Source organism: Sphingomonas sp. ABOLG (assembly GCF_003950435.1).
GTDB lineage: Bacteria > Pseudomonadota > Alphaproteobacteria > Sphingomonadales > Sphingomonadaceae > Sphingomonas > Sphingomonas panaciterrae.
Genome location: NZ_QQWW01000003.1, coordinates 217,653 through 231,961 on the forward strand (window position 1 = coordinate 217,653; position 14,309 = coordinate 231,961).

The following is a 14,309-nucleotide window of genomic DNA, read 5'->3' on the forward strand; positions in this document are numbered from 1 at the left end:
TTATGCCGGGGATGATGATGCGCCGCTTGTTGCCTTTCGCCGCGTTGGCGCTTCTGATCGCCCCGGCCGCCGCCGCCCAGCAGCAGCGCGGCCCGATGACCGAGCCCGGCGCGATCGAGCGGCTGAAACCCGGCCAGTTCTTCTGGGCGCCGCAGATCGCGCCCGCCGGCCCGGTCACGATGATCGTCAGCCTGAAGACGCAGCGCGCCTATGTGTACCGCAACGGCGTGCCGATTGGGGTGACCACGATCTCTTCGGGCAAGCCGGGGCATACCACCCCCACCGGCGTGTTCACGATCTTGCAGAAGAAGGTGGACCACAAGTCCAACCTCTACAACAACGCCCCGATGCCCTACATGCAGCGGCTGACCTGGGACGGGATCGCGCTGCACGCCGGCGCCCTCCCGGGCTATCCTGCCAGCCACGGTTGCGTCCGCCTGCCCATGGCCTTTGCCAAGCTGCTTTACGGCGTGACCAGCCTGGGGCTGACCGTGGTGATCACCAACGAAAGCCTGGTACCCGAAGTGGCGCCGGCGGCCAGCCCGGTGCCCTCCGCCCCGTCCGATGGGCACAGCAACAATGCCGCCTTCAGCTGGACTCCCGAGGTTTCGCCGACGGGGCCTGTGTCGATCATCGTCAGCGGGCGTGATCGCCGCATCGTGGTGCTGCGCAACGGCAAGCAGATCGGCTCTGCGCCTGTGATGCTCGACGTCCCCGTCGCCAATACCGAGGCGTTCACGCTGCGCGCCGTCGATGCCGATGGTGCCCATTGGATGCGCCTGCCGCTGCCGGACGGCTCTGGAAAGGATGGCGGTGAGTTGACCGCGGACGAGCGGACCAAGGGGCACGTGCCAGACGAATTTCGGCAGAAACTGGAAGGGATCCTCGCCCCCGGCGCCACCATGCTGGTGACGCGCGAAACGCTTGCGACCAGCGGGACCGGTAGCAAGCTTGCGGTTCTGGTGACCGACTCCAAATAAGGGGACGCTACCCTCCTCATGCGCGCCGTCCTGGCGCAGGAAGCTCCCGGGATCTCCATGCAGCCGATCATTTCGATCAAGGGCCTTCAGAAGACATATGCATCCGGTCACCGCGCGCTGAAGGGTGTCGATCTCGACATAAGGCGCGGTGAGATCTTCGCGCTGCTTGGGCCGAACGGCGCGGGCAAGACAACCATGATCGGCGCCATCTGCGGCCTGGTGAGCGCCACCGGCGGCAGCGTGACCGTCGACGGCTATGACAATGTGCGCGACTATCGGGAGGCCCGCGCGCGCATCGGCCTTGTCCCGCAGGAGCTGAATACCGACCAGTTCGAGTCCGTTCGCGCGACGGTGGCGTTCAGCCGCGGCCTCTTCGGACGGCCGAGGAATCCCGCACTGGTCGAACAGGTGCTGCGCGACCTGTCGCTTTGGGACAAGCGCGACAACGAGATTCGCGAGCTGTCCGGCGGCATGAAGCGGCGCGTGATGATCGCGAAGGCGCTGGCGCACGAACCCGACATCCTGTTTCTCGATGAGCCGACCGCTGGCGTCGATGTCGAGCTTCGCCGCGACATGTGGGCGATGGTTCGCAAACTTCGTGATCGCGGCGTCACCATCATCCTCACCACCCATTATATCGAGGAGGCCGAGGAGATGGCCGACCGCGTCGGCGTGATCATTGGCGGCGAGCTGATCCTGGTCGAAGAAACATCGGTGCTGATGAAGAAGCTGGGGCGCAAGGAATTGATCGTTCAACTCGCCGAGCCGCTTCCCGCAATCCCGCCCGAACTCGCCGACTGGCATCTCGAGCTGACGGCGGAGGGACGTGAGCTGCGCTACGTCTTCGATCGTCACGCGGAGCGTACCGGCGTGCCTTCCCTGCTCGGCCGTCTGCGCGATCTCGGCATCAACTTCTCCGACCTCAGCACCCATCAAAGCTCGCTCGAGGAAATATTCGTGGACCTCGTTCATGGAAGGCGCGCGGCATGAAGGCGCCCCGTTTCAACGCCGCCGGCGTCTGGGCCCTCTATCGGTTCGAGATGCACCGCTTCCGGCGAACGCTGTGGACCGGCCTTGCCGTCCCTGTCATCACCACGACCCTGTATTTCGTCGTGTTCGGCTCGGCGATCGGCTCTCGAATGACCGAGGTGGGCAGCATCCCCTACGGCAGCTTCATCGTGCCAGGCCTCATGATGCTGTCGCTGTTTCAGGAAAGCACCTTCAACGGCGCCTTTGGCATCCACATGCCCCGGTTCACCGGCACGATCTATGAGCTGCTCTCCGCCCCGATGTCCGCGTTCGAAACCGTGCTGGGCTATGTCGGGGCGGCAGCGACCAAGGCGTTGATGGTCGCATTGGTGATCCTGCTGACCGCCAACCTCTTTGTCGACGTTGAGATCGCGCATCCCGTCATCATGCTGGCCTATCTGGTGCTGGTCGCCTGCGCCTTTTCGTTGTTCGGCTTCGTGCTGGGTATCTGGGCAAAGGGATTCGAGCAGTTGCAGGTGATCCCGCTGCTGATCGTTACGCCGCTCACCTTCCTCGGCGGCGCCTTCTATTCGCTCGACATGCTGCCGGAGCCATGGCGCACGGTGTCGCTGTTCAACCCGATCGCCTATCTGATCAACGGCTTCCGCTGGACCTTCTTCGGGCAGGCGGATGTGTCGCCGCTGGCAAGCCTCGCGGTGACGGCGGCGTTCTTCGCCGTCTGCCTCACCGCCGTATGGTGGATCTTCCGCACCGGCTATCGCCTGAAGAACTGACGCGGGGGGCATTGCGCCGGCGGGCGCGGGCGGCAAGAAGCATCTGATCTTCAGGAGATTTCGATGCGTCGCACGCTTGCCCTCATGCTTCTTCCCTTGCTTCCTGTCGTTGCGGCCGTTCCCGCCGCCGCCCAGGCGCCGGTTGCGGCGCAGCCGGGCGCGAAGGACGCCGCGCTGCTTCAGTTCCTTGACGCTGCCTTCGACGCCCAGCTCGCGCTCAGCCCGGAATCGCAGACCCACCTCGGGTTCAAGACCAACTACGACAAGCTCGACGATTATACGGACGCGGCGAACGTAAGGCGGCGCGACCTGGCGGAGCAGCAGCTCAAGGAGATGCGCGCCCGCTTCAAGCCGGAGCAACTGGGTGAAAGCGCGCGGGTCAGCTACCGCCTGTTCGAACATCAGGTGGAGCGGGATCGGGAATCCTTCCGCTTCCGCAACCTGCGCTTCCCAGTGTCGACCAACGGCAGCCCCGCGGGTGCCATCCCCGTCCTGCTGATCAACAATCACAAAGTCGACAGTGTCGCCGATGCCCAGGCGTATATCGCCCGCCTCCGCGAGACGGAGCGCGTGATGCGCGAAGTGACGGCGACGATGCGCAAGCAGGCGGCGGCCGGCATCATCCCCAACAAGGTCAATTTCGCCCCTGCCCGCGCCGACGCGCGTAAGGTCGTCACCGGCGCGCCGTTCGACGGTGGCGCCGACTCCACGGTGATGGCGGATTTCCGCAAGAAGGTCGCTGCGCTCGATGCTCCGGCAGCGACGAAGCAGAAGCTGCTGTCCGATGCCAGCGCTGCGCTGACCGGCCCGTTCAAGCGCGGCTATGACATGCTGTTCGTCGCACTGGACGAGATCGAGCCGCTGTCGAAGGGGAATTTCGGCGCCTGGAACCTCCCCGACGGCGCAGCTTACTATAACGATCGCCTGAAGGGTTCGACCACCACCAGCCTCACCGCCGATCAGATCCACGACATCGGCCTGCAGCAGGTCGCCGCGATCCGGCAGGAGATGGAGGCGATCAAGAAGCAGGTCGGCTTCACCGGCACGCTGGAAGAATTCTTCAACCACATCCGCACCGATCCGAAGTTCAAATATCCGAACACCGACGCCGGTCGTGAGCAATATCTGGCCGACGCGCGCAAGATCATTGCCTCGGTGATGGAGGTCGCGCCGCGCTACTTCCGCGTCCTGCCCAAGGCACCGCTGGAGGTGCGCGCGGTCGAGAAATGGCGCGAGGGCACTGCCTCCACCGCCTTCTACAACCCGCCCTCGGCCGACGGGTCGCGGCCCGGCATCTACTACGTCAATCTGGTCGACATGAACCAGACGCAGAAGGTTCAGGTCGCCGGCATCTCGGTGCATGAGGGCGCGCCCGGCCACCACTTCCAGATCGCGCGTCAGCAGGAACTGACCGGCCTTCCCAAGTTCCGCAAGTTCGGCGGCTTTGGCGCCTATATGGAAGGCTGGGGCCTCTACACCGAGCGGCTCGGCGACGAGATGGGCGTCATCACCGATCCCTATGATCGCTTCGGCATGCTGTCGCTTCAGGTCTGGCGCGCGATCCGGCTGGTGCTCGACACCGGCATTCACTCGAAGCGTTGGACGCGCGAGCAGGCGATTGCCTATTTCAAGGCGAACAGCTCGGTCTCCGACACCGACATCGCACGCGAGGTGGACCGCTACTTCAACTGGCCGGGCCAGGCGACCAGCTACATGGTCGGCCAGCTGAAAATCGCTGAACTGCGCCGCAAGGCAGAGCGGGAGCTTGGCGACAAGTTCGACATCCGCGATTTCCATGAGGCGGTGCTGAGCCAGGGCGCACTCCCGCTCGATCTGCTCGAGGCGCAGGTGAACGCCTACATCGCTGCCGCCCGCACCTGACCATTGATCCGCCGCCGCGTGCCCATAACGCGGCGGCGGACCATCGGCATCTGTCGACGGGACATCACTCGTTCAGCTTCTGTCACGCTGGCGTCGGCTAGGGCGCCCGCATCCACTTCGACCGACACCAGCGCCGCGGATGATTTCGCGGCGCTACAGGAGTTCATTTCTTGACGAAAAAGCACATCCTTCTTGCTGCTGCCGGATCCCTTGCCCTTCTCGGCGCGCCGGCCTTCAGCCGCGGCACGCAGGGCGCTGGCCAGAACGCGCCGGCAGCCGCACCGGCCGCCACGCCCGCCACTTCTGCTGCCGCTGAAAGCTATGGCAGCTGGGGCTTCGACATTGCTGGCATGGACCGCAAGGTGCGTCCGGGCGATGACTGGTTCCGTTTCGTCAACGGCAGCTGGGCCGACAAGACCGAGATCCCGGCCGACCGCTCGTCCTACGGTGCCTTCGCCGTGCTGCGCGATCTGTCCGAACAGCGGCTGCGCACCCTTGTCGAAAGCTATCGCGCCGACGACGCTGCCAATCCCGACCGGATGAAGGCGGCGATCCTCTATCGCGGCTTCATGGACGAGGCAGCGGCGGAAAAGCTCGACGCGAAGCCGCTCGTCCAGCGCCTCGCCGCGATCAAGGCGGTGAAGGACAAGAACGCCATGGCGACGGTCATGGGCCGCTCGATCGGCGGCTTCGGCGCCAGCTTCTTCGGCCCGGGCGTGTCGGATGACGCGAAGAACCCCGACACCTATGCGCTCTACCTGCGCCAGTCGGGCCTCGGCCTTGGAGATCGCGACCTCTACGTCGATCCCAAGTTCCAGTCGCAGGTCGCGCGCTATCGCCAATATGTCGCGCAGATGCTGACCATGGCTGGCTGGCCGAACCCGGAAAAGGCCGCCAACGACGTCGTGGCGATGGAAACCAAGCTCGCGCAGGCGCACTGGACCCGCGCGGAAAGCCGCAACCGCGACAAAACCTACAATCTGATGACGCTGACCGAGCTCAAGGCGCTGGCGCCCGGCTTCGCCTGGGATCCGTTCTGGCAGGCCGCCGGCATCGGCAAGGCGGAGCGCGTGATCGTCGCGCAGAACACCGCCTTCCCGGGGATCGCAAAGGTCTATGCCGACACCAATCTCGACACGCTGAAGGCGTGGGAGGCCTTTCGCACGGCCGATGCCATCGCGCCGCTCCTGTCGAAGCGCTTCGTGGACGCGCATTTCGACTTCCGCTCGAAGTTCCTGAACGGCCAGCCGCAGCAGCGCGAAAGGTGGAAGCGCGCAGTCGCCTTTGCCGAAAACGGCATCGGTGAGGGCATTGGCCGCGATTACGTCGCGCTCTACTTCCCGCCTGAATCCAAGGCGAAAATGGACACGCTGGTCTCCAACCTGCGTGGCACCTTTGCCGGTCGCATCCGCAATCTCGACTGGATGAGCCCGCAGACCAAGCAGGAAGCGCTCAAGAAGCTGGAAGGCTTCAGCGTCAAGGTCGGCTATCCCAGCAAGTGGCGCGATTATTCCGCCCTGCGCATCGTTCCGGGTGACCTCGTCGGCAATGCCGAGCGGGCCGCGCGGTTCGAATGGGATTACCGCCGCAACCGCATCGCGCTGCCGGTGGACAAGGCCGAATGGGGCATGACCCCGCAGACGGTGAACGCCTATTACAACTCAGTGAAGAACGAGATCGTCTTCCCCGCCGCGATCCTCCAGCCGCCGTTCTTCGATCCCAAGGCGGATGACGCGATCAATTATGGCAGCATCGGCGGCGTGATCGGTCACGAGATCATCCACGGCTTCGACGATCAGGGCCGCAAGTCGGACGGCGCCGGCGTGCTGCGCGACTGGTGGACCGCGGACGACGCGCGCAAGTTCGAGGCGCAGGCCGCTCGCTATGGCGCGCAGTACGAGGCTTATGAGTTCGAGGGCCTGCCCGGCCTGCGCATCAACGCCAAGGCGTCGATGGGCGAGAATATTGCCGATCTCGGCGGCGTGCTGATGGCGCTCGACGCTTATCATGCCTCGCTGGGCGGCAAGCCGGCGCCGGTGCTTGACGGGTTCACTGGGGAGCAGCGCTTCTTCCTCGGCTGGGGCCAGGTCTGGCGCACCTTGTTCCGCAACGAGGCACTTCGCCAGCAGCTCGTCAGCGATCCGCACGCACCGGGCCAGATCCGCGCGGTCAATCCGCTGCGCAACATCGACGCCTGGTATGCCGCGTGGAAGATCACGCCCGACCAGAAGCAATATGTCGCCCCCGGCGACCGCGTTCGCATCTGGTAAGACGTCGCTGATCGGGTGCCTGTCCCCGTCCTGCCGCTATGCGGTGGGACGGGGGCAGCCCCCCTTCCCCATAGCGCGCGATGTCGCGCTACTCCGGGCTTTACGCGCGCGCCCGACAACCTTATCGCGCCATCCGCTTCGTGACCCATGTGTCCAAGCCCACGCTGTCCGGCCTCTTTCGGGTTTCCGGCCGACACGTCCAATTCGAGCCCGCATCAGGAGAAATCTATGGCGTGGCTGATTCTGGCTGTTGCCGTCGTGACCGAAATCATCTGGGCCTTGAGCCTGAAATGGGCCGCCATGCAGGCCAGCCTTGCCGCTTCGGCGATCCCGATTGCGCTCAGCTTCGTGAACATGGGCCTGCTCGCGCTGGCGATGCGAGGCCTGCCCGCGGGCACCGCTTACGCCGTGTGGACCGGGCTTGGCGCCGTCGGCGTCACCATCTTCGGCACGCTGATCTTCAATGAAAAGGTCAACGCGGTGCAGATCGCCTTTATCGCGCTGATCATTATCGGCGTGGTCGGAACCAAGGCCTTTGCCGACAGCTGATCGCCCGGCGACACTTTCATCTACGCGAGGCACTTGTGCAGCCGATCTACACCTTCATCAGCCATGACGACTTCGTTGCCGACATTCGGACGCTGGCGACAGCGCTCGCGATGTCGACCGACTGGCAGCCGACGCTGATTGTCGGCATCGGCCGCGGCGGCCTGGTGCCGGCCGTCTACCTCAGCCACGCTGCCGGCCTTCCCATGGCATCCTACGATCTGTCCGCGCAAACCCCGCAGGCGGGCGATGATCTGCTGACCCGCCTCGCCGCTCGCACCCGTGACGGCGAACGCTTGCTGTTCGTCGACGACATCAACGACACCGGCCGCACGCTCGGACTGCTGCGCACCTGGCTAGACGAGGCCGGCGCTCAGCCCGGCTCGGTCCGTTTCGCCACTCTGCTCGACAATGAAGTGTCCGCTCAACAGGTGTCCTACCGCGCCCGCGTCATCGACCGCCGCGTGGTCAAGGACTGGTTCGTCTTCCCGTGGGAAGCGGTCGCCACCGCAGACGCAATCGCACAGGATGCCGCCGAGATACCCGAACGCACCAGCTGAAGCTCTCTGGCATCCGGCCTGCGGCACCAGTCGCGGCGCTCGCATCCCTTCGCTCCCCTGCGCGTTTGGGCGGCATTGCGGCATCGAAAGGACCGGGAATGGCGATCTTCAACAAGGACATGATCGAACTCGCGACCAAGAACGACCTGTGGCAGAAGGAGGTCTATCGCGATCGCAAGATCCAGGTCGTGCTGATGAGCATTCCCGCCGGCGAGGAAATCGGCCTCGAAACGCACCCTGCCGACCAGACCACCTTCATCGTCACCGGCGAGGCGCAGGTCACCGTGGACGGCCACCGGACCAAGGCGACCGCGAACCACATGGTGGTCATCCCCAAGGGCGCGGAGCATAATATCATCAACAAGGGCAGCGGCGCGCTGAAACTGTTCTCGGTCTACGCGCCTCCCGCCGAACCGGAGGGCGCCGCCTTCAAGACCAAGGCGGAAGCGGAAGAGGCTGAAAAAGGCCTCCTCGCCAAGGCCGCCGACAAGGTAAAGGAAGCCGTCGGCCGCTGATCCGCATGCAACGGCGTCGCCTTCGATCCAGCGGCGCCGTTCACCCGTCACACCGTTTCGCCGAACCAACGCTCAGGGCTCTACTACCCCACCGCCCAACCTCCTTCTGTGGCTTCCACGCCCGTCCGCCAACTGGACTCATTCCGCCACGAAGTCAGCGGATCCACGTTGACGACCCACCCCGAACCGTGGCACTTGCTCGCCCGTCGCGAGGCAGTTCCAGACTGCGGACGCGATCAGGCATCAGCGGTCAGCCGCTGGTCACGCGGGTGTAGCTCAATGGTAGAGCAGAAGCTTCCCAAGCTTACGACGAGGGTTCGATTCCCTTCACCCGCTCCCGGCGCCCCTCCTATGAACCGGCCCCAACGTAAGTCATCCGGTGTCAGCAGGGGGTGGAAAGCGGTCATCAGAAGATCGCTACGTCCCCACCACCAAGCGCAACGACCGACATGCCTCCGCGCTCCGCCGGTAGGCTGATGTGCCACCCTTCATACCCGCATGAGTTGTTGAATGCATCGAGACGTCGGGCGATGCCATAATGGACCGTGAGGTCGGCCGTCTGACTATCTACAGAGACGCCCGTGATGGAACGTGATCCGATGAGTTCGTTCGCCTTCGCCTCGCCGTCGACTGGCGCTGGGAGGCCAAACTTCTGGCCGTCATCCTCATTCGCGAACTCTATCCGACCATCCGCAACGATCCGCCACGGGACTGGAAGGGTGATACTCCCGCCACCTAACAAATTAACAACCCAGTCGGTCTCTCGGCGACTGATCTCGCACTGACGCCCAACGAGGTATTCATTAAGGCGGGGGAGCCAATCACCATTCATGGATCGGAGATTGGCACCTGCCCCGGATGTCCGCAACTGCAGCGCTTTCTGTCGGTCAGCTTTAGGAAACGCTGCCGAGATCAGGAACGGCAGACAGTGGGTGGGAAGCGGCCGTTCGCGCGGCAGGCGTTTAAAGCTTTCCGATCAATCGATCCAAATTGATCTTCAGGACAAACAAAAAAGCTATAACGCTCACGCCGAGGGTAGCAGGGTAGAAGTCATCAAATCCGCGCAGCAACCAATGAGGATAGGATAGCATGTCCCAGTTCCTCTCATGGTCGCAATACAGGCATGCCGTAACGAAGACCAACGCTGCGACCTTTGGTAATTTGGCACGCATCAAAAGAATTACTGGCGCGACGACAAGGGCAGAATACGCCAGACATGCCGCGATCAATGCTCCGAGGAAGGTCACCATCCACTTCCATTAGCCGCGACACGCAATGTTCGCTACTGGGGCGGTTCCTGCCTGTCCGCTCGTGGAATGCCCCACCGTGCAAGAGCGGCCTAGATTGGGTGGTTAGCGGACATTGCGCCGGTGCGGTAAAGGCGATCAATGACCGGCCGCACGATGCTCCAGTTCGACTATGATGAGGTCCATGGGCAGGTTGCGACCGCTGTGCTCGGTCGACGCGACGGAGCGGCTGGCTGGCGCGACGTCGCGGTGGTGATCGGAAACCGCGCCGTCATGCTGCAGGTTGACGCGGATACCGACGAGATCGCCGTGGAGCTTGCGGCAGCGCCGGATATCAAGGACGGTTGGCAAGCTGTCCCCGAGTTGTCCCAATACGTTGGATCGGCGCTGGGATGGTGCTGGGTAGGTAGAAACTATTTGGGCTACCTCGATATGTTCACGCTGTCGTTCTCTGGCCTTGAGCCGCAACTGTGCTTCACGGGCGAAGCGGCAATCATCAGCATAAGGCGTATTCTGCCAACTTCATGAGTGTCCGCAACTGGGGCGCTTCGTGCCTGTCCGCTCTCGGAATCGCCTTACCGCACAAGAACGACATAGATTGGGTGGAAAGCGGTCGTTCGTAACCGCAGAGATCGCTATGTTTAAGCTATGGCAATCAGCAACATTCAGGACTGCTTAGCGGCGATACTCGCCGCCGAAGAAGCATCTTCGGTTGACTGGCCCATCGTTGATCGCCTCTGCGACGAACTTGACCGCGAGCTTTACGCATCTGGTGAGGAGGTGCCCGAGATTGTGGCTCATTTTCTGTCCGACAGCAACATTCGCGCTCGCGATGCCCTCTATGGTGACGCTCAGCGAGAAGCCATTCGGACCTATCTAGAAACTGGTGACTACTTCGATGGCGTAGCGTTTCCGTGGTGGGGTTGCTTTGCGCTGCTGGTAGTGACCGGTGGCGTAATCGCTTTGGCGGTTGCCTAGCCGAATGTCCGCTATTGGGGCGTTTCCTGCCGGACCGCTTTTAGGATCGACGACCGCTTCGCCAATGACCGAGATTGGGTGGAAACCGGACGTTACTCTGCAAAGGCGACGAAGGCCACATAACCAACCGCCACCGCGGCAATCGCAAGGGATAAGACTTGAAGGTAAGGCGCGGCTGCACCGTGTCGCGATAGCCAAATGGCCATTGGGAAAAACAGCAGCAGCAGGAAATTGACCCAGCCGATTGCGTCGTGAGGGCCGCCCATTCCCAAGCCGGACACTGCCAGCAAAGCAAGCGCTGACGACACGCAGAGCGCGGTGCGATAGCGGATTGGTTCCAGGGTGTTGGCCATCGACCGCTGTATGAAGGTAGCAAACATTGTCGGCAATTGGGGCGCAAGCGGCCGTTGCGGGCTGTCGATCGGCAATGGCCGCTATCGCGTGTCGCTCACCTAAAGCCGCCGGTCGGGTTCCGGCCCAGTTCCGGCCACGACATCGCTCTCGGAACGCTTGTTAGTGGCCCTGAATGGCAGGGTGTGGGGCGGCAGCGGACGTTACGCAGTCGCCTTAAGCCACTTACGTTCTCGACCTGTTCCCTTCACCCGCTCCAGCCGCTCATCTGAAAAGCGCGCACCAGGTCTAGCCTTCCAACGTTGATCCACCGGGACGAGCAGGCACGATCCCGGGCGCTTCCCGGCCGCTAATATAATCGACGCCGCGTTATCCCGCCGCCCGTCAGATAGCGGCCGTTCAGCTTCGCGCCGCTATGCGCGCGGCGATGTTTACGCGTATCCTGATTACCGCCGGCGCGCTGCTGGCTGCCTTCCCCGCCCTCGCCTGGGGCGCCAACGGCCACCGCATCACCGGCGCTATCGCCGAACAGAATCTGAGCGGGCTGGCGAAGGCCAATGTGCAACTGCTGATTGGATCCGAAACCCTGGCGGAGGCTGCGACATGGCCGGACGACATGAAGTCGGATCCCGCGCCGTTCTGGCAGAAGACGGCCAGCCCGTGGCACTATGTCACCGTCGCCCATGGCGACGCCTACAAGGCGAGCATGGCGCCACCCGAAGGCGACGCGATTACCGCGCTCGGCGCGTTCACCGCAACGCTGCAGGATCCGGCGGCGTCGATCGAGGACAAGCGCACCGCGCTGCGCTTTGTCGTTCACATCATCGGCGACCTGCATCAGCCGCTTCATGTCGGTCGCGGTAACGATCGCGGCGGCAACGATACGCCGGTGGCCTTCTTCAACCGACCGACCAACCTGCACTCGCTTTGGGACTCTGGCCTGATCGAACAGAAGCAGCTGTCCTTCTCGGAATATGCGAGCTTCCTCTCGCGCGCGATCACCCCAGAGGATGTCATTGCCTGGAGCGATCCGCGCCCGGACACCTGGATGACCGAAAGCGTGAAGCTGCGTGAGCAGATCTACCCGCAGGACCCCAAACTCTCCTGGTCGTACGCCTACCAGCATCGTTCGGCACTCGACGGCCGCCTCAAGCAAGCGGGCATACGCATCGCAAGCTACCTGAACTGGCTGTTCTCGCCGGGCGCCCCCGACAAGTCGCCGCATTCATCATCGACGATCGCGGAATAGCTGCATCGGATCAGCCGCCGAGCGGGCCATACGTTAATCGAGGTTTGCGCTTGCGCTCCCACTCGCGGATGGTGGGTCGTGTCGCCCCAACAACGAAGGCTCTTCGATGCTCCACGCCCTTCACCCGCTCGCGCAACAAGCAGCCACGCTGCTGACCCAGCGACGCCAGACGATTGCGGTCGCTGATGGTGCAACCGGCGGGTTGATCCTGGCAGGGCTGCTAACGGTACCGGGCGCGACGCGCTTCTGCCGCGGCGGGGGCGTCATATATTCGCTGAAGGGGCGCGACATCCTGCTCGGCCTGCCGCGTGAAGCGCTGACCGGCATGGAGTCCGTCACCGAAGCCTATGCGCTTCTCCAGGCGCGAGGCATCCGCGACCGTTTCGGTGCCAACTGGGGCATCGCCGAAACCGGCTCCGCCGGCCCCGATCAGCATCCACGCGGTGCGCCGACGGGCCGCAGCTGCATCGCAGTGGTGGGGCCGGACGTCGCGCGGGCAATCACGGTCGACACCGGATCGCCCGACCGCATCGCCAACATGGAGGCGTTTGCCCGGACCGCCCTCACCTTCCTCGTTGACACGCTGAAGGCCGCACCCGCCCCAACGCCCGTCTGACGGTGCCCGCGACACCGCTACCAGTCTCAGCCGTCGCGGCAGGCCAGCGCGCGTTCAAACACCGCCTCGAACATCGGTGCCGTCAGGCGTCCGGTGTTCTGGTTGTAGCGCGAGCAATGATAGCTATCGATCAGCAGCCGTCCGTCCGGCATGCGATGTTCCGCCAGATGGCCGAACTTCGCCTTCGGCAGCCGCCCGCCCAGCGCCTTCACCGTCGATTGATGCGCGATTTGCCCCAGCGCGACGAACACCTTCGCCTTTGGCAAAGCGGCGATCGGTGCTTCCAGGAACGGGCGGCAGGTGCGGATTTCCTCCGGCGTCGGCTTGTTCTCGGGCGGCAGGCAGCGGACGGCATTGACCAGCATCGCCCCGCGAAGCTGCAGGCCGTCATCAGGTCGCGCCTCGAACGTCCCTTCGCTCAACCCGTATTTGGCGAGCGTTGCGTACAGCAACTCGCCCGCATAATCGCCGGTGAAGGGGCGACCGGTGCGGTTCGCGCCATGCTTCCCCGGCGCCAACCCGACGATCACCAGCCACGCATCGGGGTCGCCGAACGCTGGCACCGGCGCATTCCACCAACCCGGGTATTCGCTGCGCAGCGCGTCGCGGAAGGCGGCGAGGCGTGGGCACAGCGGGCAATCGTGCGGCGGTTCGGTGGCTGGCAAGGCAGAGGGTGCGTGATCCATCGCCGTCCGATAGGCGCAGTGGCATGACGCGCTCAACCTATGTCGTGGGAATCGGCTCAAACCGGCGCGGGCGACATGGCTCCCCTACCGCGGAGGTTGCCGCCGCGCTGGCCGCGCTTCCCGGCCGCCTCGTCGTATTTGCCCCGATCATCGTCACTGCGCCGCTCGGCCCCTCGATCAGGCGCTTTGCCAACACGGTCGCCGTGATCGAGAGCGATTGCGCGCCCGGCGACCTCCTCCGCCGCCTTAAGGCGATCGAGCGGGCCTTCGGTCGCCGGCGTGGACAACGCTGGGGCGCGCGGGTGATCGATCTCGACATCCTGTTGTGGAGCGGGGGCAGCTGGGCAGAACCAGGCCTCATCATCCCGCACGCCGCGCTTCGCACCCGCGATTTCGTTCTGGGCCCGCTGGTGCGGATCGTGCCCGGCTGGCGCGATCCGATCAGCGGTTTGACCATGCGACAGCTCAATGCCCGGTTGACCAGCCGCCGCGCTCTGCCTAGGCGCAGCGGCGCTGGTGCGGGTCCGTAGCTCAGTCGGTAGAGCAAGCGACTTTTAATCGAGAGGTCCCGGGTTCGAGCCCCGGCGGACCCACCAGCATCCCCCTCGATCCCGCTGCGGCGCGATAACATTGTCACAACGGCGCTTTAAGTGACACGGGCGATTCC

The 14,309-nt window shown here is 64.1% G+C and carries 16 protein-coding genes and 2 tRNA genes; 15 read left to right on the forward strand and 3 right to left on the reverse strand.

All coding sequences use genetic code 11. The features are described from left to right. Nucleotides 1–17 precede the first annotated feature (17 nt). The 9 genes from CA236_RS04800 (at nucleotide 18) to CA236_RS04840 (ending at nucleotide 8,851) form a co-directional block, all read left to right on the forward strand. The gene (locus tag CA236_RS04800) at nucleotides 18–980 is read left to right on the forward strand and encodes a L,D-transpeptidase (protein WP_241212521.1); all 963 of its coding nucleotides are present in this window, start codon (nucleotides 18–20) and stop codon (nucleotides 978–980) included. A 57-nt stretch (nucleotides 981–1,037) separates the two neighbouring features. Further along, nucleotides 1,038–1,970 carry an ABC transporter ATP-binding protein gene (locus CA236_RS04805; RefSeq protein ID WP_125944746.1) on the forward strand — a complete coding sequence of 311 codons (933 nt, stop codon included), beginning with the start codon at nucleotides 1,038–1,040 and terminating at the stop codon, nucleotides 1,968–1,970. Beyond that, entirely contained in the window at nucleotides 1,967–2,743 is a 777-nt protein-coding gene (locus CA236_RS04810; RefSeq protein ID WP_125944747.1) for an ABC transporter permease, read from the forward strand. Before CA236_RS04805 ends, CA236_RS04810 begins: the two co-directional genes overlap by 4 nt. Nucleotides 2,744–2,806: 63 nt before the next feature. Further along, nucleotides 2,807–4,624 (forward strand): DUF885 domain-containing protein, encoded by a 1,818-nt coding sequence (locus CA236_RS04815; RefSeq protein ID WP_197075586.1) that lies wholly within the window; start codon nucleotides 2,807–2,809, stop codon nucleotides 4,622–4,624. 170 nt (nucleotides 4,625–4,794) lie between these two features. Next, entirely contained in the window at nucleotides 4,795–6,894 is a 2,100-nt protein-coding gene (locus CA236_RS04820; protein ID WP_125944748.1) for a M13-type metalloendopeptidase, read from the forward strand. Nucleotides 6,895–7,122: 228 nt separating this feature from the next. Next, nucleotides 7,123–7,443: a multidrug efflux SMR transporter gene (locus CA236_RS04825; protein ID WP_125944749.1), complete on the forward strand. Its 321-nt coding sequence runs from the start codon at nucleotides 7,123–7,125 to the stop codon at nucleotides 7,441–7,443. Nucleotides 7,444–7,478: 35 nt separating this feature from the next. After that, on the forward strand, nucleotides 7,479–8,000 hold the full coding sequence (locus CA236_RS04830) for a phosphoribosyltransferase family protein (protein ID WP_241212522.1): 522 nt from the start codon (nucleotides 7,479–7,481) through the stop codon (nucleotides 7,998–8,000). A gap of 98 nt (nucleotides 8,001–8,098) precedes the next feature. Continuing rightward, on the forward strand, nucleotides 8,099–8,515 hold the full coding sequence (locus CA236_RS04835; RefSeq protein WP_125944750.1) for a cupin domain-containing protein: 417 nt from the start codon (nucleotides 8,099–8,101) through the stop codon (nucleotides 8,513–8,515). Nucleotides 8,516–8,780: 265 nt separating this feature from the next. After that, a tRNA-Gly gene (locus CA236_RS04840) sits at nucleotides 8,781–8,851 on the forward strand. Nucleotides 8,852–9,477: 626 nt separating this feature from the next. Here the strand turns inward: CA236_RS04840 and CA236_RS04845 are convergent. Next, entirely contained in the window at nucleotides 9,478–9,765 is a 288-nt protein-coding gene (locus tag CA236_RS04845; RefSeq protein ID WP_125944751.1) for a hypothetical protein, read from the reverse strand. Nucleotides 9,766–9,903: 138 nt separating this feature from the next. Between CA236_RS04845 and CA236_RS04850 the strand changes: the two genes are divergently transcribed. Together CA236_RS04850 and CA236_RS04855 are read left to right on the forward strand one after the other, a co-directional pair. Then, a complete protein-coding gene (locus CA236_RS04850; protein WP_125944752.1) occupies nucleotides 9,904–10,290 on the forward strand; it encodes a DUF6334 family protein in 387 nt (128 codons plus the stop codon). Between the two features lie 120 nt (nucleotides 10,291–10,410). Continuing rightward, entirely contained in the window at nucleotides 10,411–10,740 is a 330-nt protein-coding gene (locus CA236_RS04855) for a hypothetical protein (protein WP_125944753.1), read from the forward strand. 92 nt (nucleotides 10,741–10,832) lie between these two features. Here the strand turns inward: CA236_RS04855 and CA236_RS04860 are convergent, their stop codons facing one another. After that, nucleotides 10,833–11,093 carry a hypothetical protein gene (locus CA236_RS04860; protein ID WP_125944754.1) on the reverse strand — a complete coding sequence of 87 codons (261 nt, stop codon included), beginning with the start codon at nucleotides 11,091–11,093 and terminating at the stop codon, nucleotides 10,833–10,835. A 413-nt stretch (nucleotides 11,094–11,506) separates the two neighbouring features. On the opposite strand from CA236_RS04860, the gene CA236_RS04865 reads away from it, so the two are divergent. Next, nucleotides 11,507–12,340, forward strand: coding sequence for a S1/P1 nuclease (locus CA236_RS04865; protein ID WP_125944755.1), 834 nt, complete (start codon nucleotides 11,507–11,509; stop codon nucleotides 12,338–12,340). A gap of 106 nt (nucleotides 12,341–12,446) precedes the next feature. Next, complete coding sequence (locus CA236_RS04870; RefSeq protein WP_046411398.1) at nucleotides 12,447–12,956, forward strand: CinA family protein; 510 nt, start codon at nucleotides 12,447–12,449, stop codon at nucleotides 12,954–12,956. Between the two features lie 26 nt (nucleotides 12,957–12,982). On the opposite strand, the gene CA236_RS04875 is transcribed toward CA236_RS04870, so the two are convergent. Then, nucleotides 12,983–13,642, reverse strand: coding sequence for a uracil-DNA glycosylase (locus CA236_RS04875; protein WP_046411400.1), 660 nt, complete (start codon nucleotides 13,640–13,642; stop codon nucleotides 12,983–12,985). A gap of 23 nt (nucleotides 13,643–13,665) precedes the next feature. Between CA236_RS04875 and folK the strand changes: the two genes are divergently transcribed. Together folK and CA236_RS04885 are read left to right on the forward strand one after the other, a co-directional pair. Continuing rightward, the gene (gene folK / locus CA236_RS04880; RefSeq protein WP_046411960.1) at nucleotides 13,666–14,172 is read left to right on the forward strand and encodes a 2-amino-4-hydroxy-6-hydroxymethyldihydropteridine diphosphokinase; all 507 of its coding nucleotides are present in this window, start codon (nucleotides 13,666–13,668) and stop codon (nucleotides 14,170–14,172) included. Then, nucleotides 14,163–14,238, forward strand: a tRNA-Lys gene (locus tag CA236_RS04885). Before folK ends, CA236_RS04885 begins: the two co-directional genes overlap by 10 nt. Nucleotides 14,239–14,309 lie beyond the last annotated feature (71 nt).